Origin of the sequence: Paenibacillus sp. LjRoot153, from assembly GCF_964253085.1 — a bacterium.
Classification (GTDB): Bacteria; Bacillota; Bacilli; order Paenibacillales; family NBRC-103111; genus Paenibacillus_E.
In genome coordinates this window covers 4,679,996-4,699,383 of record NZ_CAXUQH020000001.1, presented here as the reverse complement: position 1 = coordinate 4,699,383, position 19,388 = coordinate 4,679,996, and the positions used below count along the sequence as shown (strand labels likewise).

Below are 19,388 nucleotides of genomic sequence, written 5' to 3'. Positions count from 1 at the left end.
GATTGTGACCGTCCTTGTCACTAACCGTTTATCTGATCTGGGTAATGCCAGCGTAGAGATCTCATATAAATGCACATCCAACGATTGTTTCGTTTGGACATATCATTTTCTACACATGGCGCTCCCGGATAACGGGGGCTTTTTCTTATGGTTAAAACTAGAGATGCACAGAGGGGAAGAAGAACATGAAATGGAACAAAATAGCACCAGTTGTACTCGTTAGTTTTACAGTCTTAATGGCAGGCTGCGGCAACAACACAGGAAAATCGGTTCAACCGACAGATGGAACAACTAAAAAGCTAACCGACGTAAAGGTTGTCCTAGATTGGACGCCGAATACGAACCACACCGGGCTGTATGTCGCGAAGGATCAAGGATATTTTGAGCAAGAGGGCTTAAATGTGCAAATTATTGCCCCTGGCGAAGGTGGAGCGGATACGATGATCGCTTCTGGTGCAGCAGAGTTTGGTGTGAGCTATCAAGAAAGCATTACGCAAGGCCGTATTCAAGGTGTGCCGTTAGTTTCGATTGCTGCAGTTATTCAACATAATACATCTGGTTTTGCTTCACCGGTTGCGAAGAATATCAAAACACCGAAAGATTTCGAGAACAAATCGTATGGCGGTTGGGGTGCTCCTTCTGAAAGTGCAATGATTGAATCATTGATGCAATCGGAGAAGGCTGACGCGACGAAAGTGAAAATGGTCAATATCGGAGACGCGGATTATTTTACAGCGGTCAAACGAGATATTGATTTCGCATGGATTTACTATGCTTGGACAGGCGTAGATGCTGAACTTCGTGGTGAGCCGCTGAACATGATTTATTTGAACAAATATTCGGATAAACTGGATTATTATACACCGGTATTGGCGACAAATGAGAAGATGATCTCATCGAAGCCGGAAATCGTAAAAGCGTTCGTTGCTGCAGCGTCCAAAGGGTATCAATTCGCCATTTCCAAACCAGAAGATGCGGCTAATATTTTGATTAAAGCTGTTCCTGATCTAGATCCTAAGCTAGTTGCTGCCAGTCAAAAATGGTTAAGTCCTCGCTACCAGGACGATGCTGCACGTTGGGGTGAGCAAAAGAAAATCGTGTGGGAAAAATACGCCACATGGATGCTGGATCACAAGCTTTTGGAGAAAAAGCTCGATGTGGATGCGGCATTTACGAATACATTTTTACCTGGAAGCTCGAAATAATTCCAACTTCCAAGTACGAAAAGAGGAGAATTCCAATAATGGCTAATGCACTTGTAAGCATTCAAATCATTCCCAAAACCGTGAATGGCGAAGATGTAATTCCTTATGTAGACCGTGCGATCGAAGTGATCGCGAAGTCAGGAGTTAAATATTTCGTGTCTCCACTGGAGACGACGATGGAAGGCGAACTGGATCAACTCTTGCTAATTATCCAAGATATGAACACGGCCATGATTGACATGGGCAGCCCGAACGTCATTTCTCAGGTGAAAATTTACTTCAATCCGTCTGGAGCCTCGATGGACAAGTTAACGGAGAAGTACAGATAATGAACATCCATCGCTGGATCAAAGCAGGATGGCCGCCACTTGTGGTAGTCATCCTTCTGTTGTTTATTTGGCAGCTTGCTGTCACTTGGGGAGGAACCGCAGATTGGCTGCTTCCGAGCCCGCTCAAAATATGGCGAGACGGTACCACAGATATGCCGCGCGTGTGGATGCATATGTGGGCTACCGTGCGTTTGATGTGCATTGGTTTTAGTGTGGGAGCCATCGGTGGTGTTCTAGTTGCCAGCGTACTACATAGGCTTCCTTTCGTTAAGGCAGGTTTCTATCCACTGCTAATCTTATCTCAAAATATCCCTGTAATCGCACTGGGTCCGCTGTTAATTATATTATTTGGTTTTGGACTTTTACCTAAACTTATATTGATTTCACTTGTCTGTTTCTTCCCTGTGACGATGTCAACTCTAGATGGCTTTATGCAGACGGATCGCAGCATGTACAATTACATGCAAATGATTGGTGCATCAAAACGCCAAATTTTCTATAAATTAGAGCTGCCTCATGCACTGCCGTTTCTGTTTACTGGGCTCAAAATATCAGCTACTTACAGTGTGATGGGGGCTGTTATTGCCGAATGGCTGGGCGGAAATGTAGGGCTTGGCTATTATATGATTTTACAAAAATCAGCCTTCCGTGCGGATCGGGAATTTGTTGCAATCGGGATCATTGTGATCCTGAGTTTACTCTTTTTCTGGCTCATAGCAGGGCTTGAGAAGCTCATCATTCGTTGGAACGTCAAACGTTCTTCGTAGGAGAGGAGGAGCTGTGACCATGAGCAAATTGAAGCTTACAGGGATTCACCATGCGTTTCCAAATAAAAAGGGGCAAGTTTCCGTACTTGCGGATATTCATCTTCATGTCGAGGAAGGTGAATTCGTTTCCATCATTGGACCCTCTGGCAGTGGTAAGAGTACCTTATTTCATATCATTGGCGGACTCGTTCAGCCGACATCTGGTGAAGTTTGGCTGGATGGGGAGAAGGTGACTGGGAAAAAAGGGTTGATATCCTACATGCCGCAGCAACCTGCTCTGTTTCCTTGGCGTTCTATTGAGGAAAATGTCGCGCTTGGGAACGAAGTGGCTGGAGCGTCACGCAACTCTGCGATCGCCAAAGCGAGAGAATGGCTGCCCAAAGTCGGCTTAGGCGGATATGAAAGAGAGCTCCCACATGTGCTTTCAGGCGGGATGCAGCAACGGGTTTCATTTCTACGAGCCCTATTATGTCCACAGGAGCTCATGTGCTTAGATGAGCCTTTCGGTTCGTTAGATGCCTTAACACGGCTGGATATGCAGGCGTGGTTGATTAACATATGGGAGCAAAATAAACGATCCATCTTATTTGTCACCCATAGTATCGAGGAAGCGCTATTTCTGTCTGATCGTATCTATGTGCTGTCCAATAAGCCTGCAAGTATTTTGGAAGAGTTGAAGGTACCATTTGCAAGACCGCGTCAGGAAGCTGTCATGCAGGAACCTGAGTTTATAGCACTAAGACAGCATATTCAAGGATTATTGCGACGGGAGAAAACAAACAATGTCAGCCATTGATGCGCATATTCATCTGGATATGTACGACGAAGAGTCAGCGAAGGCGATTATTGCAGATCTGGATGCTTCGCAGGTGCAGGCCTTAATTGCTGTGTCCAGACATTTGGAATCATGTAAAGCCACAAAGCAATTGCAGTCAATAGCCCCAGATCGTATCTATGCGGCATATGGGTTTCATCCCGAACAGGAATTGCCGACGGAAAATCAGTTGCAGGAATTAGTCAACTGGATGAGTGAGCATACAAGTGAAATGATCGCGGTTGGCGAAGTTGGGCTGCCTTATTACACACGACATGAAGTAGAAGAGGCGGGCCAAGTCTTCGACTTGGCACCGTACATTCAGCTGTTGGAGCGTTTCATGCAACTTGCTGCCGAGTGGGACAAGCCTGTTGTGCTGCATGCGGTGTATGAGGACGCCGAGATTGTATGTGATCTACTAGCGAAATATGGGCTCAAGAGGGCACATTTCCATTGGTTTAAAGGATCTAGCCAAACAGTCAAACGTATGATTGAAGCTGGTTATGCCATTTCGATTACGCCTGATGTTCTCTACGAAGAAGAAATACGCACACTTGTTCGTGATTATCCTTTGGAGCTCATAATGGTGGAAACAGATGGGCCTTGGCCGTTCGAGGGCCCTTTCGCAGGTGATGAGACGCATCCTCGTATGATTCACGCCGTCATTGAACAAATTGCTGAGTTAAAGGGGAAAGCCGTGCCAGAAACGGCTGCGATTCTTCTTCAAAACACTCACCGTTTTTATCAGTTGTCATGAGGACTTCACGAAATCTAACTGGACAAGTGTTCGCCTTCGCTTTATAATGAAATAGAACGCATGTTCGATATTTGGATGAGGTGAAAGAATAACATGACAAACCGATGCGGTTGGGTCAACGAAGACCCTTTATATCAAGATTACCATGACCATGAGTGGGGAGTTCCCGTACATGATGATCGCGTCTTGTTTGAGATGCTGAATTTGGAAGGCGCTCAAGCTGGTTTAAGCTGGTATACAATATTGAAGAAGCGTGATAACTATCGGGAAGCGTTCGATGGCTTTGATCCGCACGTGATCGTGAATTATGATGAGGCGAAGCTGCAGGATTTACTCCAAAATCCCGGTATCGTGCGCAATCGTTTGAAAATAGCTTCCGTTGTTGGGAACGCGAAGGCCTTTCTGAAGGTTCAACAAGAGTTCGGCACGTTTGATTCGTATATTTGGAGCTTCGTAGGTGGCGAAACCATCAAGAATAACTGGGAAGACAGTCGTCAGTTACCTGCCAAAACGGACATCTCAGATCGTATGAGTAAAGACTTAAAAAAGCGCGGGTTCAAATTCGTAGGTTCAACGATTTGTTATGCCTACATGCAGGCAGTGGGCATGGTAAATGATCATAGCCAAAGCTGCTTCTGTTATCACAAGGAATAGCATGAAGTAAAACATAAGGCCATCTGAAGGACGAATTGTCCGAATCAGATGGCCTTATTGTGCTTCAATTGGCATGTTGGAGTTGTTTCTCTATTAAATTGGCTTTAATCATATAAATCCGTTTGCGAATGTAGAAATCATAAACAGCGCCAGTAAGTTCCTTAGGTTTAATACGGTTGTTCGTGTCGTTATCTATGATTGTCACCGATCCGTCGTCATAAAACTTGAACGTGTAATCGGCATAGTAGGTGTGTGCTTCGTCAAGCATGTCATCGATCTGTGCAGGCAAAAGATGGTCAGTGTCACACAATGCCTTCTGATACCAATAATCTCTTTCGATAAAACGGAAATTGTGACTGGGGTTCATCATGTTAACAACCTCCTCATCTATTAGAACATTTGTTCTTGTTTTCATTATAACAAACAAGTGTTCGTAATGGAAGAGGAATCTCTGAAAAAAAGGAAATATTTTCATAGAATAAGATAAAAAAAGCCACCAATCTCTAAGATTGATGGCTCTGTCCGTTAACGATATGTTTGGTAATGGAAAGTCCGTGCAAACGACCTGTTTCGATGAAGATCTCGTTCGCATCATATTTGGAAGAAGCGACCACACCTGCGACATATAAACCGGGAATGTTCGTTTCCATGGTATCGGGGTTGGCCAACGGTGCGTTCGTTTCTTCATGAAACTGAACGCCAATATCCGTAAGTAGCTGCCGATCCGGCCGAAAGCCGGTTAAGGCAAGAACAAAGTCATTCTCTAGAGTGACGTGATCGCTTCCTTTTCGCACGAGAATAGTTTTTTCGTCAATACGTTCTACCTGAGCGTCAAACCACATGCGGATACGCCCTTTATTCACCATGCTTTCAAATAAGGGACGGACCCATGGTTTAATATTGGCGGAAAAATCTTTCCCTCGATAGACGACAGTCACATCAGCACCAACACGGAGCAAATCCATGGCCGCATCCACGGCTGAATTGTTACCGCCGATGATCGCGACCTTTGCTCCTGCATAAGGATGTGCCTCTTTGTAGTAATGGGTCGTTTTCGGAAGTTCTTCACCAGGAATACCCAGCATGTTCGGATGATCGAAATAACCGGTAGCTACAACGACTTTAAGCGTATCATAAGTAGCTTTATTGCCAAATTGATCGCACGTATGAACTTTGAATCCAGTTTCCACTTGTTCAATCCGAACAGCTTCTTCATAAGATCGAATGCGTAACTGCTCACGGCGAGCGACTTCACGATAATAAACCAGCGCTTCTTGGCGGTAAGGTTTATCATGCGGGGTCGTAAAGGAATAACCGCCAATCTCTAATAATTCCGGTGTACTGAAAAATTGCAAATACGTAGGGTATAAATAAATGGCATTCACGATACAGCTTTTCTCTATGAGCAATGGTGACAGACCAGCGCGTCCTAAAGCAACAGCCGCCGATAATCCGCAAGGACCCGCCCCAATAACAATAACTTGTTCCAACGTAGCAACCTCCTCCAATACAAGCTTCTTAGTCTATAGTAGCGCACGAGGTAAGAGATGCCAAGTTTGAAAACCGCTGAAAATAAGTCGAATTAACGAAAATAGAGCAGCCTCCGCCTCCTAGGAAGGCACGGAATGACTGCTCTATATGTATAAAGCCGATTATTTTTGGTTCAGTTGATTTTCTTCATTTTCTTCACTAATATCGTCTTTGGCGAGATTGATTGAAGTTGTGCTTGGCGCGTTTTCCAACGTATCATTCACGAAAGCCATATCTTGATTCTTCGCATTCGTATTCGTAGTACCTGTATAGTTGCCATCATGTTTCTTATTTTCCACCATAGGAGCACTTCCTTTTCTTATGATTTACAGTACTCGGTTAATGTGTTCTAAAGAGAAGGATTTTATTCCCTTTTTTAGACACGTTGAAGCAGGAGTGAGAGTCCATATAGTTCCTTGCAGCAAAATCCGCTATAATAAGCGAAGATGATATGGAAAAGGAGAGATGTTAAGGATGAATACGTCAAACATTAGACATATGGTAGTTTTCAAATTGCATGCAGGTAAAAATAACGCAAAGGCCGAGCAATTCCTGAAGATCAGCGCTGAAGAGCTAACAACAATCCCTGGTGTTGAGCAATTCGAAGTGCTACGTCAAGTAAGTGTTAAAGCAGATTATGACTACGGTTTCTCTATGGTTTTTGCAAATCATGCCGCTTATGAGGCTTATAATAATCACCCCGTACATACCCAGTATGTGGCTGAGCGTTGGATGAAAGAAGTTAGCTCCTTCCAGGAAATCGATTTTCAAATTTTCGAGTAAAAGGGGGACGTTCAGATGAAAGTTTTGAAATTACCCAAGGATGAGAAAGACTCGCTAATCATTGATTTGCAGGAACATTTAGATGTAGAACTTGGGGTAACCGTAGGTCAAATTGCAGCAGAACAATTGATTGACTACATGCTTCATCAGCTAACCGCTCCTATTTATAACCTTGCGATTGAGGATGCACTTAAAGGTGTCAGAGACCGAATGACCGTGCTAGAGGACGATCTCTACGCGATGAAAGTTACCAAGCTTACTCGGAGATAACGTCTATTTTCTCAAGCAAGAGCCTGATTGGAGAGGGAACGTGTAATGAAGAAGTCGGAAGAGCAGTTTGATGTGTTTGATGCAAAAAGGAATTGGCTCGGCGTGGCGCCTCGCTCCGAGGTTCATGCCAAGGGACTATGGCATCAGACCTTTCAATGCTGGATTGTCAGCTTGGAAGAGAACGTACCGAAGCTTTTGCTTCAGCTAAGGCATCCTGACAAAGATCTGTTCCCAGATTTACTGGATATCTCTTGTGCAGGGCATCTAGCTGCTGGTGAAACAGTCGAAGAGGGGACACGGGAGCTGGAGGAGGAATTAGGGCTCGCCGTAGTCTTCGAAGATTTAATTCCCTGTGGTGTATTTGCGGAGGAGGATCTGATTTCGGATACGCTGATTGATCGTGAGTTCTGTCATGTTTTCCTTTATCGCTGTGATCAATCGTTAAGGAGCTATGAACTGCAGCCGGATGAAGTGACTGGACTATTCGCTGTGACCGTCTCGGATTTTAAACAACTCGTTAGCGGTGAACGGGCGGAGATTACTGCAAATGGTTTCAAAAGAGGAAGTAACGGCGAGTACGCAGATGTCGTATGGCCGATTTCATTGAAGGAAGTAGTGCCTCATCCTACCGCATATTTCGAACTTATTTTCCAAAAGATGGGGGAACATGGCTGGAAGTGAGAAAGTTAACACAGAACTCATGAACTCATGAACTCATGAACTCATGAACTCATGAAGACATGAATGAAAAAGAACCGAATCAGTTGATCTGATCGGTTCTCGTAGTGCGCAGCATCTTTTAGACGAAATAGGCATTCGCAACGTAGACATACGCGATGTAACACACGATGGAGAGGCCAATGCAGGTAATTCCCCATGCAATTTTTTGCTTAAACAAGAGCAAGAATCCAGCACTGAAGGCGGATCCCATGATAAGCATTGAAATAAAAGTTAGTACACCCATGGAAATGTATCTCCTTACCCTTTGTTTACGTAATCACGAACCATATCCTCAGTAACAAGGGAACGGAGTGGAGAAATACCTTTTTGGGCATGGGCGATAATTTGGGCCGTAACCGCGTTGATGGCATCAACGTTAAATGGCAGCCCGCGTTTGCACAAATCGACAGCCGCGTCAATGGCGTGCTCTCGCTGCGCATCAAGCTCAGCAAATCGAACGAGATGCAAATGCTGTGCATTCGAATGTTTGGAAATCGCTTCATGTACATTCATGTTAAAGTTCTCCTTTAGTGACTAGATTGTCTTCTAGTATACACGATTGAAATGCGAAGGAACAGGTTTCCAAACAGAAAACAGATGAACAAATCGTGATCTTTCATTCATTGCGCTAACATTTAATGGCATTAATAAGATAGAGAGCTCGGAGTGAACCCCATGAATGTGTTACCCATAACCGCAATACTCCCACAACTAGTAAATACCTTACAAGAACGAACGTGTGCAATCATAATCGCGCAGCCTGGCGCGGGTAAAACAACGCAAGTTCCATTGGCACTATTGGAGGCTTCGTGGCTGCAAGGCCAAAAAATTCTAATGCTCGAGCCAAGGAGACTTGCAGCTCGCGCAGCAGCGCGTTACATGGCCAAGCTGTTAGGTGAGGAAGTCGGTCAGACGATTGGTTATCGGGTGAAAAATGATACACGTGTTGGTCCAAAAACACGCATTGAAGTTATCACGGAAGGTGTCCTAACTCGCATGCTGCAGCAAGATCCTGCGTTGGATGGAGTGGGTATCGTTATATTTGATGAATTTCATGAGCGCAGCTTGCACGCAGACATCGGGCTTGCTTTGTGTCGTCAATCACAAACGCTGCTTCGTGATGATTTAAGAATATTGCTGATGTCCGCTACCTTGGAAGCGAATGAGATTTCTGCACTATTAGATGATGCGCCGATTATTGAGAGTGAAGGCCGGACATACCCAGTTGAGACTCATTATCTTCATCAGAAAGTTGTAGGGAGAATAGAGCCCACTGTTGTCGCATGCATTGGGCAAGCGTTACGTGAGCACGCTGGTAGTTTACTTGTATTTCTACCAGGTGCGGCGGAAATCCATCGTGTTGCGAACGGGCTTGCGGCATTACACTTAGGTGGGGAAGTAGAAATCACACCTTTGTATGCGAATCTATCGGTTGAAGCACAAGACCAAGCGCTGTCAGCCGTCCGTTCACCAGGCCATCGCAAGGTCGTGCTCGCCACCTCAATCGCGGAGACCAGCTTGACGGTCGAGGGGATCACGGTTGTGATCGATTGCGGCCTCATGCGCGTGCCGCGATTCTCGCCCCGCACCGGCATGACCCGTCTGACGACGGTGCCGGTGTCGGTCGCCTCTGCTGATCAACGCAGAGGCCGAGCAGGGCGTCTCGGTCCAGGCGTGTGTTACCGCCTGTGGACCGAGACCGAGCATCGGCAGCTCCCGCCGAGCTCAACGCCCGAGATCCGCGAAGCTGATCTCGCCCCGCTGGCGCTGGAGCTTGCCGCCTGGGGCGCGCCAGACCCTGCTGCGCTGGTCTGGCTAGACCCACCGCCTGCTGCTGCGTATCAGCAGGCGCGGGACCTGCTCGTGCAGCTAGGCACGCTGCACGAGAACGGGAGCCTAACGCCGCACGGCAAGCGTGTCGCGGCGTTAGGTTTGCACCCGCGGCTTGCGCACATGGTGCTGCAAGCCATCCCGCTTGAGCTCGGCTCGCTGGCGTGCGAGCTCGCGGCCATGCTCAGCGAGCGCGATTTCATGCGCGCCGCCGAGAGGGATGCGGATGTGCGCAGCCGCATCGAAGTGCTCTGGTGCGCGCTGCAAGGCGACGCGCGCGAGGGTGTGGACCTTGGCCTTTGCCGCCGCATCGCGGCGGAGGCAAAGGTTTTGATGCAGTCGCTCGGCGTGCGGCCGAGCGAGGGCCGTGCAGAGGCGAGCGGACTGCTGCTCGCCTTCGCCTACCCCGACCGTGTCGCGCAGCGACGGTCGGCGGGGAGGTTTACGCTCGCGAACGGCCGCGGGGCCGTTCTGCCGGAGCTGCAGCCGCTCTCGAACGAGCGGTATATCGTCGCAGCGGAGTTGGACGATAACGGCGTCGAGAGCCGGATCTATCTCGCTGCTCCTCTGGAGGAGGAGCAGTTGTTCACAGCTTTTGAAGCTCACATCCGTAAGGAACAGGTTGTAGAGTGGGATCGTACGCTGGGGTCTGTGCGAGCTAGAGAACGGTGGCAGCTCGGTGCGCTCACACTCAAAGATAAACCGCTTCAGGAACCCAATCCAGATCTCGTCCTACAAGCCTTGCTTGAAGGGATACGCTCGGAATCCTTAGACGTCCTGCCTTGGACACGATCGGCGCGTCAACTTCAGGAACGCAGTATTTTTCTACATCGTTTTACGGAAAATTGGCCAGATCTTCGGGATGAAGCCTTGTTGGCAACCCTTGAGGATTGGGCGGGTCCGCATCTGTATGGATTGAAAAGTAAAGGAGCTTTGAGCCGCCTTAACTTGACAAGCCTATTAGAAGAAATGCTAACATGGGAGCAGCGACGTTCGTTAGACGAATGGGCGCCTACACACATTCAAGTGCCAAGCGGGTCGCGAATCCCCGTTGACTATAGCAACATGGAGTCACCGACGCTATCTGTACGTTTGCAAGAGATGTTTGGATTAGCAGATACGCCTCGAATAGCTAAAGGGAGGGTGCCTGTCACTTTGCACTTGTTATCGCCAGCACAAAGGCCGATGCAGGTGACGAAGGATTTGGCTAGCTTTTGGCGGGAAGCCTACTTCGAAGTGAAAAAAGATCTAAAAGGCCGCTACCCCAAGCACTACTGGCCGGATGATCCTATGGCGGCGATTCCGACGAACCGTGCAAAGCCAAGAACCTAACCCCATGTATCCTAGAAAAGAACGGAGCAAGTCATGACAATTCACGCTGATACCGAAGATATCGTTATATATGTTTCAGCTGGATTTGCAACCGCGTCTAACTTCCTGGATGACTTTGCAGTAAAACTAGCCACGCGATATGAGCAAGCTGGCAAGCGTGTGCGCGTTCATGTTCACTTTCCGTATGGCGATTGGGATCGCTCAAAGCGAGGTCAGTTGAAGGAAATCGTACGTGATATGTGGCATAATGCCCACCGAAAGAAATCGGTTCATGGTGGTAAAAGCTTGCTCAAATTCGTCGTTTCTACAAGGGGGCAGGGGAAAAAACTGCTTTTCATTGGGCATAGCGCTGGTGCCATAGCCTCAATCTTGGCAGCAAAAGAACTAGAACATCACGGCAGTGACATCCTTGGAGTCATCCAAATTGGATCACCGAGATGTGCAATTCCGGCATCCTTAAAAAACAAAGTATTGTACGTACAGGCTACAAATCCACAAAATCAATCCCGAGATCCCATCCCTCGGCTGGGGACTTGGGGCGGGTGGAGCCGAACACGCGTAGGAATTCACGGCTGGAACCGTGTGAAGCATGCACCGATTCACCAGCTAATGCTCCCGATCATCGGAAGCCATGCTGATTATTTTAGAGATCACAATCCCTATATTTGGGAAAATGCAACAAATCTACAAACCACCATGAACGCAATCTGGACATGGCTACAAACAATTGAAAAGGATGTTGAACATGATTGAAATTTTAAAAGCAAGTATGGAACACAGCAAGGAAGATGGCTACCTCGGACACGTCGAATTTAAAGTCGAAGGCCATGAGCATCCGTACGAAATTACGCTCCAAAGCACTAAAGGCAAAAACGACTGGAGCTACGCCCTTCACTTCTTACGTGAATCCGGCAAAGAAGAGGATATCGAGGCTGTTGAGGAATTATTAGAGGAAGATGAGCATTTCGATCTGCTTGTTAACGCAGCGCGGGAAACGTTGGCGAAGTAAGTCAACCACACATTTGTCTCTCTCTCTCGAGAGAGAAGGTTACTACACGTAAACCCGCGCTATTGCGCGGGTTTTTGTCGTGGTTAGAGGTGCTGATACTAGCTGATACAGTGATACGATGTGCGTGTGGGAAGTATAGTGCTTTTTTTCAAAACTGCCTAATTACATATTACAATTGACATTATTTAAAAATTGTCATTATACCGAAGTTAAAGCTGTGATGTTCCGTTCCCCGCTCACCCAAACTTCTTCAATATCAACACCGCATTATGCCCGCCAAAGCCAAATGAGCTCGACAGCCCATACTGAAGCTCCGCACGTCGCGCCACATGGGGCACGTAATCCAAATCACACTGTGGATCTGGGTTGTCCAAGTTGATGGTTGGGGGGATGAGGCCGTCCTGTAAGGTTTTGATCAGGGCAACGGCCTCGACACCGCCAGCGGCGCCTAGCATATGGCCGATCATGGATTTGTTGGCGCTGATCGGCACGTCGTAAGCACCGCGGCCAAGGAGACGCTTGATCGCCAGCGTCTCGGAGAGATCACCTGCGACGGTGCTCGTCGCGTGCGCGTTGATGGTGCTGATCTCCGACGCGTCGATCCCCGCATCAACCAGCGCTTCGCGCATGGCTCGGTAAGCCCCCGAGCCATCAGGATCGGTCGCCACAATGTGGTAGGCGTCCGAGGTGGATCCATAGCCGACGATCTCGGCATGGATCCGAGCCCCACGTCGCTCTGCATGCTCGAGCGACTCCAAGACCAATACGCCGGCGCCTTCGCCGGCGACGAATCCGTCGCGCTGCGCGTCGAACGGGCGGCTTGCCTGTTCCGGCGCATCGCAACGCGTCGACAACGCGGTGGCATTGCCGAAGCCCGCAAGTGCGAGGTCGGTGACCGTCGCTTCAGCGCCACCGGCAATGACGGCATCTGCGCCTCCGCGCTGGATGAGCTTAAAGGCCTCGCCAATGGCGTTATTTCCCGTTGCGCAGGCGGTAACGGGAGCCAATGTAGGCCCTTTGACGCCGTACAAGATGCTAACCTGTGCTGCAGCCATGTTGGCAATCATCATCGGAACAACGGTCGGACTGACTCGGCTTGGGCCGCGAGTAAGCAGTGTTCGATAGTTGTCCAAAATCGTTTGAATGCCGCCAATGCCTGAGCCGATATAGACGCCAACGCGTTCTTCGTTGGAGGCATCAATTGTAAGTTCAGCGTCATCGAGGGCTTGTTTAGCTGCAGCAACGGCGAACTGGCAATATCGATCCATGCGGCGCACCTCGCGACGACCAACAGCGGCTTCGGCATCGAAATCCCGGACAACACCAGCGAAGTTCGTTTTGTAATCGGATGTGTCGAAATGCTCTATTTTAGAAATGCCAGATTGCCCCTTCGTCAAATTCCCCCAGAATGTATCCACCTGATTTCCTAATGGTGTAATGACTCCCATACCTGTTATAACCACACGTTTCATCGCGTCGTCCTCCTTTTTTATTTAGAATGTCACACTACGTATCCTATTACAAGTTACCGTTTATACTGGTATAATGGCTTCTATGATACTAGGCTGAGGAGGAAACCTGGCATGAACACGAAGGAGAGGCTTCAGGAATTATCTAACTTTCTAACGCAGCATCGGTCACGCATCCAACCGCATGAAGTTGGATTATTAGGCGGCAGCAGGCGTCGTACGCCGGGTTTGCGTCGAGAGGAAGTCGCGACGATTGCAGGAGTGAGTACCACTTGGTATACCTGGCTGGAACAGGGACGAGACATCAAAATGTCCGTACAAGTACTTGATCGCATTGCATTAGCCTTACAACTCAATGAGGATGAACGGCAGTATTTGTTTAGTTTAGCGTTGGAACAACCTGCGCCAACGACCTTTGTTGATCAAAGACCAACGATAAGTCCGGCTTTGAATCGGATTTTGACGGAGCTTCATGATTGCCCCACGATTGTTTCGGATCGCAGATGTCACATTGTTGGTTGGAATCAAGCGGCTGCGGCAGTTTTTCTTGACTTTGCTAAACTCCCAGAGGTGGAGCGCAATATGATTTGGCTGCTTTTTACACGGAAAGAATTAAAAGCACTGGCGGTCAACTGGAGCGACTTTGCAAAGGGCTTCTTATCGATGTTTCGTTCCTATTATGGACAATATGTGGGGGATAATTGGTACAGCGAATTTATTGAGGAATTAAGTGAGCGGAGCAAGGATTTTCGTGTCTTTTGGAATGAGAGTGATGTCAGCACCGCGCCTGACGTTTTCATTGAATTTCGACATGCGAAAGTGGGGAAAATGCTGTTTGATCTAACGACCTTGCAGGTGCAAGGCCGAGCGGATCTGAGATGCAGTGTGTACACACCATCCATCGGATCAGATACAGATATGAAGATTAGACTGCTCATGAGCAAATTAGGTGAATAGCATCCAATTCTCACAATTGCGTCATTTCACACAAATATGTACATACAAGTTGAACGGGTGGTATAATCCACAATCAAAGCCCTGAGGTGAAGTATGAAGGAAAAGAAATTACCGAAATATCAACAATTGAAACAGGAAATTTTATCCTGGTTACATACAGGAAGGCTTAAACCGAATGATCAAATGCCATCCGAAAATGAAATTGCTGAACAGTTCCTGATGAGTCGTCAGACGGTAAGACAGACGTTTGGTGAACTGGAGAAAGAAGGTTGGCTGTATCGGATGCAAGGCAAAGGGACCTTCGTCTCTACGCCACAAACGCAAAAATCACGCGATGTACAAACGATAGGCATTCTGACGACCTATATTTCCGACTATATTTTTCCGCATATTGTTAGAGGAGCAGAGGCCACGTTACGAGCGAGAGGCTATAGACTGCTGCTCTCTTCAACGGATAACGATAAATCGAAAGAACGAGAAAGCTTGGATATGATGATGAGTCAGCCTCTGAGTGGACTTATCATTGAGCCGACGAAAAGTGCGGAGGGCAACACGAATCTTAGCTATTACTTGTCTTTAGATTACCAGCATATTCCTTATCTTATGATTAATGAGCGATACCCCGAGATGAACTGTCCTTCCTTAACTGTGGATGATGAAGATGGTGGATTTAAGGCGGCAGAGCATTTGATTAAGCTGGGACACAGACGGTTAGCGGGCTTTTTCAAAACGGATGATTTACAAGGTGTGAATCGGTTAAAAGGCTTTATACGCGCTCATCATCACTACCAGGTTCCGCTGCTTCCAGAATTCGTCATTCATTATACGACGGAGGAGAAGCGTCAAAAGCCGTTTGCTAGCGCAATTACCATGCTGGAACTCAATGTTGTACAGGAACGGCCAACAGCTTTCGTGTGCTATAATGATGAGCTTGCGATTCATCTGCTTGAAGCTGTACGTACAATTGGCATGCAGGTGCCACAAGACATCTCTTTAATCGGATTTGATGACTCGAATCTTGCAACGGCAACCGAAGTGAAATTGACGTCACTTTCACATCCCAAAACAGAACTCGGCAGCGATGCAGCAGGTATTCTGATTGATATGATTGAGAATAAGCGAGTAATCGGTAGTGAAACAGGGAAAGTGTACAAGCCTGAACTGGTTATCCGAGAGTCAACAATTCGCATTCCGTAAATTTCAAAATGGGGATAGTCAACTTGTACGCACAAGTGCTATACTAAAATCAAGCAACAGGTGCAATTTTGAAGGAGGCTCCCTATGTCGAAGAAATATGCGATTGGTGTTGCTTTGCTTCGAACCGGCACTTGCGGCTAAACCAAATCTGGGTAAAGCTTTGGAAGCATCATGCCGCACAAGATGAAGCTACACTCATTAATGAGATTGCAGCGAGCAGAGGGGAAGCTTTCTTAGCGCGTTACGGCGGTAAAATTTCTTCCGAATGGATGATTGCGAAAAGTTTGGCAAATTTTGAACGAAGCGCATGACATTTATGAGCAAGCGGATCGTTTCTTAGAAGCGACGGACTGGGTTGTGTCTCAAATGACTGGCCAATCCGAGATCGTACGCAATAGCTGTACAGCAGGATACAAATCCATTTGTCATATGCTGCAAGAGGGCGGATACGGCGCATTGTAATGTCACATTTGTCTATATAAAAGCAATTTACGTCCATTGACTTTTTTCGCACACATGGGCTAAAGTGAAATCATTGTGTCCGTCCAAATATTGGACAAAGGATAAGCAGTTATTTAGGAGGAGAATGAAGAGATGTCTACCAAAGCATATGAAGGAACGTACAACGGAGAACAAGCGATTTGGCTGCAAGCTGGGCGTTATGAAGCGGTAGTTTTGCCAGATGTTGGTGCAAATCTGATTGCTTTCCGTGATATAGAGAAGGAATACCGTTTCTTGCGCGAGCCTGCGCTGGAAGAGATGGAAGCGTTTAAAGAGCGTCCAATCGTTCATGGGATTCCTGTATTATTCCCGCCGAATCGCTATGAGGATGGTAAATTCCCTTGGAATGGGAAGGTATTTCAATTCCCAGTCAATGAACCCAAGACAGGTAATCATCTGCACGGATTTGTACATAATATTCCATGGGCAGTTGAGAATTTCAGCAGTGATGGCAATGAAAGTCGCGTTGCATTAGCTTTGCGTGTGCGCGAAGGACATTCCGTTCATGAATTTTTACCTTTTGACTTTACGATCCGCTTGATCTATACCTTGAATGAGCAAGGTTTGCATCAACAGATTTCCGTACATAATGAAGGCAATGAAGCGATGCCGTGCTTGTTGGCGTTCCATACAACGATTAACGCACCATTTGCTGTCAATAGCCAACCTTCGGATTATACGTTCCAAATGACGATCGGCGAGCGTTGGGCGTTGAACGAGCGTATGCTGCCAACGGGTGAATATCAAGCTCTATCTGCGGATGAAGAGAAAATGAAAGTTGGCGGGCTGTCGCCATTCTTTGAAGGTATGGATAATCATTATACGAGTGTTCCGCAAAATAGCCGCAACTTCATGGCATTGACAGATGCACGTGAAGGCATCAAACTAGTTTATGATGTAGGGACTTCCTATAAGCAATGGATGATCTGGAACAATGGCAAAACAGAAGGTTTCTTCTGCCCAGAGCCGCAAATGAATTTGGTTAATGCGCCGAATGTGGAGCTGCCTGCCGATCAAATCGGACTTGTTTCCTTAGAACCAGGTGAAGTTTGGGAAGAAACTGCGCGATTATATACGATCAAAATCACGAAATAATTGCTACATGATTAGCAATAGGAACCACCCCCTTTGATGCATGGAGAGAATCCGATGGGATGATCGATTTGCGAGGAGGGGGTATTTTTGAGTCTAGGAGGGATAAGGATGGGGAAGTGGGAGCACTTAGATCGAGATCAGATGATCGCCAAGGTTGAGGCGTTATTGTCTGAGAATGAGAGATTAAAGGCGGAAATCGCGCGTCTGCGCGGTGTTAAGCCTCCTGCGTCTGGTTCAATGGAGAGTATGTCAACGAAACTGAAGGAAGCTTTGAGGGAGTAACTTCTGCTATTGGATCCGAAGGAATGTGTCAGTTCGACAAAGTGAAGCGGATTCGCTATAATGAAAACTGGCAAAAGGAGGGAACAATATGAGTGAAACGAACGTAAATGAGACTTTACCACCAAAAACGTGTTCCATCGATCGACTTGTAACGAAAGAAGCAGAAGTAAGCAAAGTGCTTGCTGGCCAAAAAACGGCTTGTCGTCGCAATGGACGTTATGCGGATATTGGTGAAACCATGGATTTGCAAGGCACAACCTTTACAGTAACCAACGTGTATCAGCAAGCTTTGGGTGAGCTTACATCTGAGCATGCGAAACAAGAAGGTCACGAAACCGTTGATGAGTATCGCGACAGCATTCTTGCTATGCATCCAGGTATGCCTTGGCTGCCACAGATGAAAGTATGGGTACACGAATTTAAAAAAGCCGAATAACACAAAGAACCGTGTGGATCCTTGGATTCACACGGTTTATTCACAAATATTAGATTTCATATGTTTCACATAATAAATCGGCTAAATTTCTGGATAAACACTTTGATACGTCCGAAGAGGACGGGGCAGCCGTTTATTTTTGATTACTGGTAGAATGGATGATCAACTTGTCTTGGTATATTATCATGCTCTATATTCATATTTTCAGCGTTGTATTAAGCATCGGCCCTTATTTCGTCCTGTTTCCTTTATTAGCTCTTATTCGTAGAGCACCATTCGAGCAGCTGCCTGATTACTTAGAGCCCTTTCGGATTACTGTTCGACTGACGAAGCACGCAGGACATGTGTTGGTCGCGACGGGTATTCTTCTGACATGGATTACGGCCTGGAGTTGGAAAACCTCCTGGATTGTCGCAACGGTCCTGATTATGGTCGCATCTCTTTACTTCATTGCACGTGCATTCTCACCGCTGTTGCGCCAGCTCAAAGCTCCGCACGAAGATCGTAATTTCCTCGTAAATAAGTTGCGTAAAGCATTGATCATGTATGTGATCATTACGCTTGCGATGATGTGGTTCATGGTGTCCAAGCCATCAATTTGGTAAAGCATAGCGGCGACAAGCCTTCAAATTAAAGTTTTCTAGCCAACATCACGACAAAATTATAGGACTTGTAAACGCAGTCCACTTCCGTAAACCCGGAGTCGCGAAGCCAGTCAAGCTGCGTATCTAGTGGAGCCATTCTGTCCAGCTTCGTACGCTCGTAGGCGGCTTGCAACGCTTCTGGGGATAGATCCGTGGCTTCAATCTTAGCGACCCAGTCCGAACGGTATAAGCCATCAAGGAAGGGTGTCTTTCCTAAAACTTGATCTGCATTGACGAAGACTCCGCCTGGCTTCAATAAGTGGAAAATACGAGCATACAAAGCTTGCTTAGCCTCATCTTCCAAATGATGGATGGAGAGGGAGGAGATAATGGCATCATAAGGCTGTACATCTTCGAAAGACGAATAATCCCCGACATGGTAGATCACTTCCGAAGCTCCAGCATCAGCAAATCTTTCTTTGGCAATATCAAGCATACCTGGCGACAGGTCAATCAAGGTTAACCGCGCTTGCGGGTACGAACGCAGGATATAGGATGAGAAAAGCCCTGTGCCTGCTCCTAAATCTAGAATACGTGGGGCTTTCTGGTCTAATTGGACTAAAGAAGCGGCCGTATTGTAAAAATCATCGAAGCAAGGAATCAACTTTCTGCGTTGGCTGTCATACTTTTGAGCAATTTCATCGAATTTCGTTAAAATGTGATGGTTAGCGTTGTCGTTCATATGTCTTCAGCTCCATTTCCAATCCTTGGCGTATTTGTTCTATACCCTTAGTGTAAAGGGCAACTGGGAAAAAATCCAAGATGTAAAAGACATGAAGTTATAGGTAAAAACTATTAATAATTAGA

General features: G+C 46.9%; 25 protein-coding genes and 1 pseudogene. 19 read left to right on the top strand and 7 right to left on the bottom strand.

The window, feature by feature from the left end:
- Positions 1–185 precede the first annotated feature (185 nt).
- The 6 genes from ACSQ8P_RS20295 to ACSQ8P_RS20270 all read left to right on the top strand — a co-directional run bounded on the left by ACSQ8P_RS20295 (position 186) and on the right by ACSQ8P_RS20270 (position 4,526).
- Positions 186–1,205: an ABC transporter substrate-binding protein gene (locus tag ACSQ8P_RS20295; protein ID WP_436236835.1), complete on the top strand. Its 1,020-nt coding sequence runs from the start codon at positions 186–188 to the stop codon at positions 1,203–1,205.
- 38 nt (positions 1,206–1,243) lie between these two features.
- Positions 1,244–1,534, top strand: a complete 291-nt coding sequence (locus ACSQ8P_RS20290) for a thiamine-binding protein (RefSeq protein ID WP_056621187.1) — start codon at positions 1,244–1,246, stop codon at positions 1,532–1,534.
- Complete coding sequence (locus tag ACSQ8P_RS20285) at positions 1,534–2,301, top strand: ABC transporter permease (RefSeq protein ID WP_056621189.1); 768 nt, start codon at positions 1,534–1,536, stop codon at positions 2,299–2,301. The genes ACSQ8P_RS20290 and ACSQ8P_RS20285 overlap by 1 nt, the downstream gene beginning before the upstream one ends.
- A 19-nt stretch (positions 2,302–2,320) precedes the next feature.
- Positions 2,321–3,097, top strand: a complete 777-nt coding sequence (locus ACSQ8P_RS20280; protein WP_436236834.1) for an ABC transporter ATP-binding protein — start codon at positions 2,321–2,323, stop codon at positions 3,095–3,097.
- The gene (locus tag ACSQ8P_RS20275; RefSeq protein ID WP_436236833.1) at positions 3,084–3,872 is read left to right on the top strand and encodes a TatD family hydrolase; all 789 of its coding nucleotides are present in this window, start codon (positions 3,084–3,086) and stop codon (positions 3,870–3,872) included. Before ACSQ8P_RS20280 ends, ACSQ8P_RS20275 begins: the two co-directional genes overlap by 14 nt.
- A gap of 93 nt (positions 3,873–3,965) precedes the next feature.
- Complete coding sequence (locus ACSQ8P_RS20270; protein WP_436236832.1) at positions 3,966–4,526, top strand: DNA-3-methyladenine glycosylase I; 561 nt, start codon at positions 3,966–3,968, stop codon at positions 4,524–4,526.
- A 64-nt stretch (positions 4,527–4,590) separates the two neighbouring features.
- Here the strand turns inward: ACSQ8P_RS20270 and ACSQ8P_RS20265 are convergent, their stop codons facing one another.
- From ACSQ8P_RS20265 to ACSQ8P_RS20255, 3 genes are all read right to left on the bottom strand, one after another.
- Complete coding sequence (locus ACSQ8P_RS20265; RefSeq protein ID WP_235549908.1) at positions 4,591–4,896, bottom strand: hypothetical protein; 306 nt, start codon at positions 4,894–4,896, stop codon at positions 4,591–4,593.
- Positions 4,897–5,029: 133 nt separating this feature from the next.
- Positions 5,030–6,016 carry a YpdA family putative bacillithiol disulfide reductase gene (locus ACSQ8P_RS20260; protein WP_436236831.1) on the bottom strand — a complete coding sequence of 329 codons (987 nt, stop codon included), beginning with the start codon at positions 6,014–6,016 and terminating at the stop codon, positions 5,030–5,032.
- Between the two features lie 162 nt (positions 6,017–6,178).
- Entirely contained in the window at positions 6,179–6,358 is a 180-nt protein-coding gene (locus ACSQ8P_RS20255) for a hypothetical protein (RefSeq protein WP_436236830.1), read from the bottom strand.
- A gap of 196 nt (positions 6,359–6,554) precedes the next feature.
- Here ACSQ8P_RS20255 and ACSQ8P_RS20250 point away from each other — a divergent pair, with 196 nt between their 5' ends.
- The 3 genes from ACSQ8P_RS20250 to ACSQ8P_RS20240 are packed head-to-tail and all read left to right on the top strand — an operon-like array spanning position 6,555 to position 7,790.
- Entirely contained in the window at positions 6,555–6,839 is a 285-nt protein-coding gene (locus ACSQ8P_RS20250; RefSeq protein WP_436236829.1) for a Dabb family protein, read from the top strand.
- 15 nt (positions 6,840–6,854) lie between these two features.
- Entirely contained in the window at positions 6,855–7,109 is a 255-nt protein-coding gene (locus tag ACSQ8P_RS20245; RefSeq protein ID WP_436236828.1) for a DUF2164 family protein, read from the top strand.
- Positions 7,110–7,154: 45 nt separating this feature from the next.
- The gene (locus tag ACSQ8P_RS20240) at positions 7,155–7,790 is read left to right on the top strand and encodes an NUDIX hydrolase (protein WP_436236827.1); all 636 of its coding nucleotides are present in this window, start codon (positions 7,155–7,157) and stop codon (positions 7,788–7,790) included.
- A 118-nt stretch (positions 7,791–7,908) separates the two neighbouring features.
- On the opposite strand, the gene ACSQ8P_RS20235 is transcribed toward ACSQ8P_RS20240, so the two are convergent.
- Both ACSQ8P_RS20235 and ACSQ8P_RS20230 read right to left on the bottom strand, forming a co-directional pair.
- Entirely contained in the window at positions 7,909–8,073 is a 165-nt protein-coding gene (locus ACSQ8P_RS20235; protein ID WP_157276792.1) for a hypothetical protein, read from the bottom strand.
- A gap of 14 nt (positions 8,074–8,087) precedes the next feature.
- Positions 8,088–8,342: a YpbS family protein gene (locus tag ACSQ8P_RS20230; RefSeq protein WP_056621204.1), complete on the bottom strand. Its 255-nt coding sequence runs from the start codon at positions 8,340–8,342 to the stop codon at positions 8,088–8,090.
- A gap of 162 nt (positions 8,343–8,504) precedes the next feature.
- On the opposite strand from ACSQ8P_RS20230, the gene hrpB reads away from it, so the two are divergent.
- Genes hrpB through ACSQ8P_RS20215 form a run of 3 tightly spaced genes read left to right on the top strand, consistent with a single transcriptional unit; the run spans position 8,505 to position 12,000 of the window.
- Positions 8,505–10,991 carry an ATP-dependent helicase HrpB gene (gene hrpB, locus ACSQ8P_RS20225; RefSeq protein ID WP_436236826.1) on the top strand — a complete coding sequence of 829 codons (2,487 nt, stop codon included), beginning with the start codon at positions 8,505–8,507 and terminating at the stop codon, positions 10,989–10,991.
- Between the two features lie 33 nt (positions 10,992–11,024).
- A complete protein-coding gene (locus ACSQ8P_RS20220; protein WP_436236825.1) occupies positions 11,025–11,744 on the top strand; it encodes a lipase family protein in 720 nt (239 codons plus the stop codon).
- Positions 11,737–12,000, top strand: coding sequence for a hypothetical protein (locus tag ACSQ8P_RS20215; RefSeq protein WP_436236824.1), 264 nt, complete (start codon positions 11,737–11,739; stop codon positions 11,998–12,000). Before ACSQ8P_RS20220 ends, ACSQ8P_RS20215 begins: the two co-directional genes overlap by 8 nt.
- A 236-nt stretch (positions 12,001–12,236) precedes the next feature.
- On the opposite strand, the gene fabF is transcribed toward ACSQ8P_RS20215, so the two are convergent.
- Positions 12,237–13,472, bottom strand: coding sequence for a beta-ketoacyl-ACP synthase II (gene fabF / locus ACSQ8P_RS20210; RefSeq protein ID WP_436236823.1), 1,236 nt, complete (start codon positions 13,470–13,472; stop codon positions 12,237–12,239).
- A gap of 111 nt (positions 13,473–13,583) precedes the next feature.
- Between fabF and ACSQ8P_RS20205 the strand changes: the two genes are divergently transcribed.
- The 7 genes and pseudogenes from ACSQ8P_RS20205 (at position 13,584) to ACSQ8P_RS20175 (ending at position 18,542) form a co-directional block, all read left to right on the top strand.
- The gene (locus ACSQ8P_RS20205; RefSeq protein ID WP_436236822.1) at positions 13,584–14,426 is read left to right on the top strand and encodes a helix-turn-helix transcriptional regulator; all 843 of its coding nucleotides are present in this window, start codon (positions 13,584–13,586) and stop codon (positions 14,424–14,426) included.
- A 93-nt stretch (positions 14,427–14,519) separates the two neighbouring features.
- On the top strand, positions 14,520–15,623 hold the full coding sequence (locus ACSQ8P_RS20200; protein ID WP_436236821.1) for a GntR family transcriptional regulator: 1,104 nt from the start codon (positions 14,520–14,522) through the stop codon (positions 15,621–15,623).
- Between the two features lie 112 nt (positions 15,624–15,735).
- Positions 15,736–16,073, top strand: a pseudogene (locus ACSQ8P_RS20195) (ribulokinase); the annotation flags it as partial.
- A 144-nt stretch (positions 16,074–16,217) separates the two neighbouring features.
- Positions 16,218–17,219 carry an aldose 1-epimerase gene (locus ACSQ8P_RS20190; protein WP_436236820.1) on the top strand — a complete coding sequence of 334 codons (1,002 nt, stop codon included), beginning with the start codon at positions 16,218–16,220 and terminating at the stop codon, positions 17,217–17,219.
- Positions 17,220–17,327: 108 nt separating this feature from the next.
- Complete coding sequence (locus ACSQ8P_RS20185) at positions 17,328–17,501, top strand: hypothetical protein (protein WP_436236819.1); 174 nt, start codon at positions 17,328–17,330, stop codon at positions 17,499–17,501.
- Positions 17,502–17,589: 88 nt separating this feature from the next.
- Complete coding sequence (locus tag ACSQ8P_RS20180) at positions 17,590–17,937, top strand: ASCH domain-containing protein (protein ID WP_436236818.1); 348 nt, start codon at positions 17,590–17,592, stop codon at positions 17,935–17,937.
- Between the two features lie 185 nt (positions 17,938–18,122).
- Positions 18,123–18,542 carry a hypothetical protein gene (locus ACSQ8P_RS20175; RefSeq protein WP_436236817.1) on the top strand — a complete coding sequence of 140 codons (420 nt, stop codon included), beginning with the start codon at positions 18,123–18,125 and terminating at the stop codon, positions 18,540–18,542.
- A 25-nt stretch (positions 18,543–18,567) separates the two neighbouring features.
- Here the strand turns inward: ACSQ8P_RS20175 and ACSQ8P_RS20170 are convergent, their stop codons facing one another.
- The gene (locus ACSQ8P_RS20170) at positions 18,568–19,263 is read right to left on the bottom strand and encodes a class I SAM-dependent methyltransferase (RefSeq protein WP_436236816.1); all 696 of its coding nucleotides are present in this window, start codon (positions 19,261–19,263) and stop codon (positions 18,568–18,570) included.
- Between the last annotated feature and the right edge of the window lie 125 nt (positions 19,264–19,388).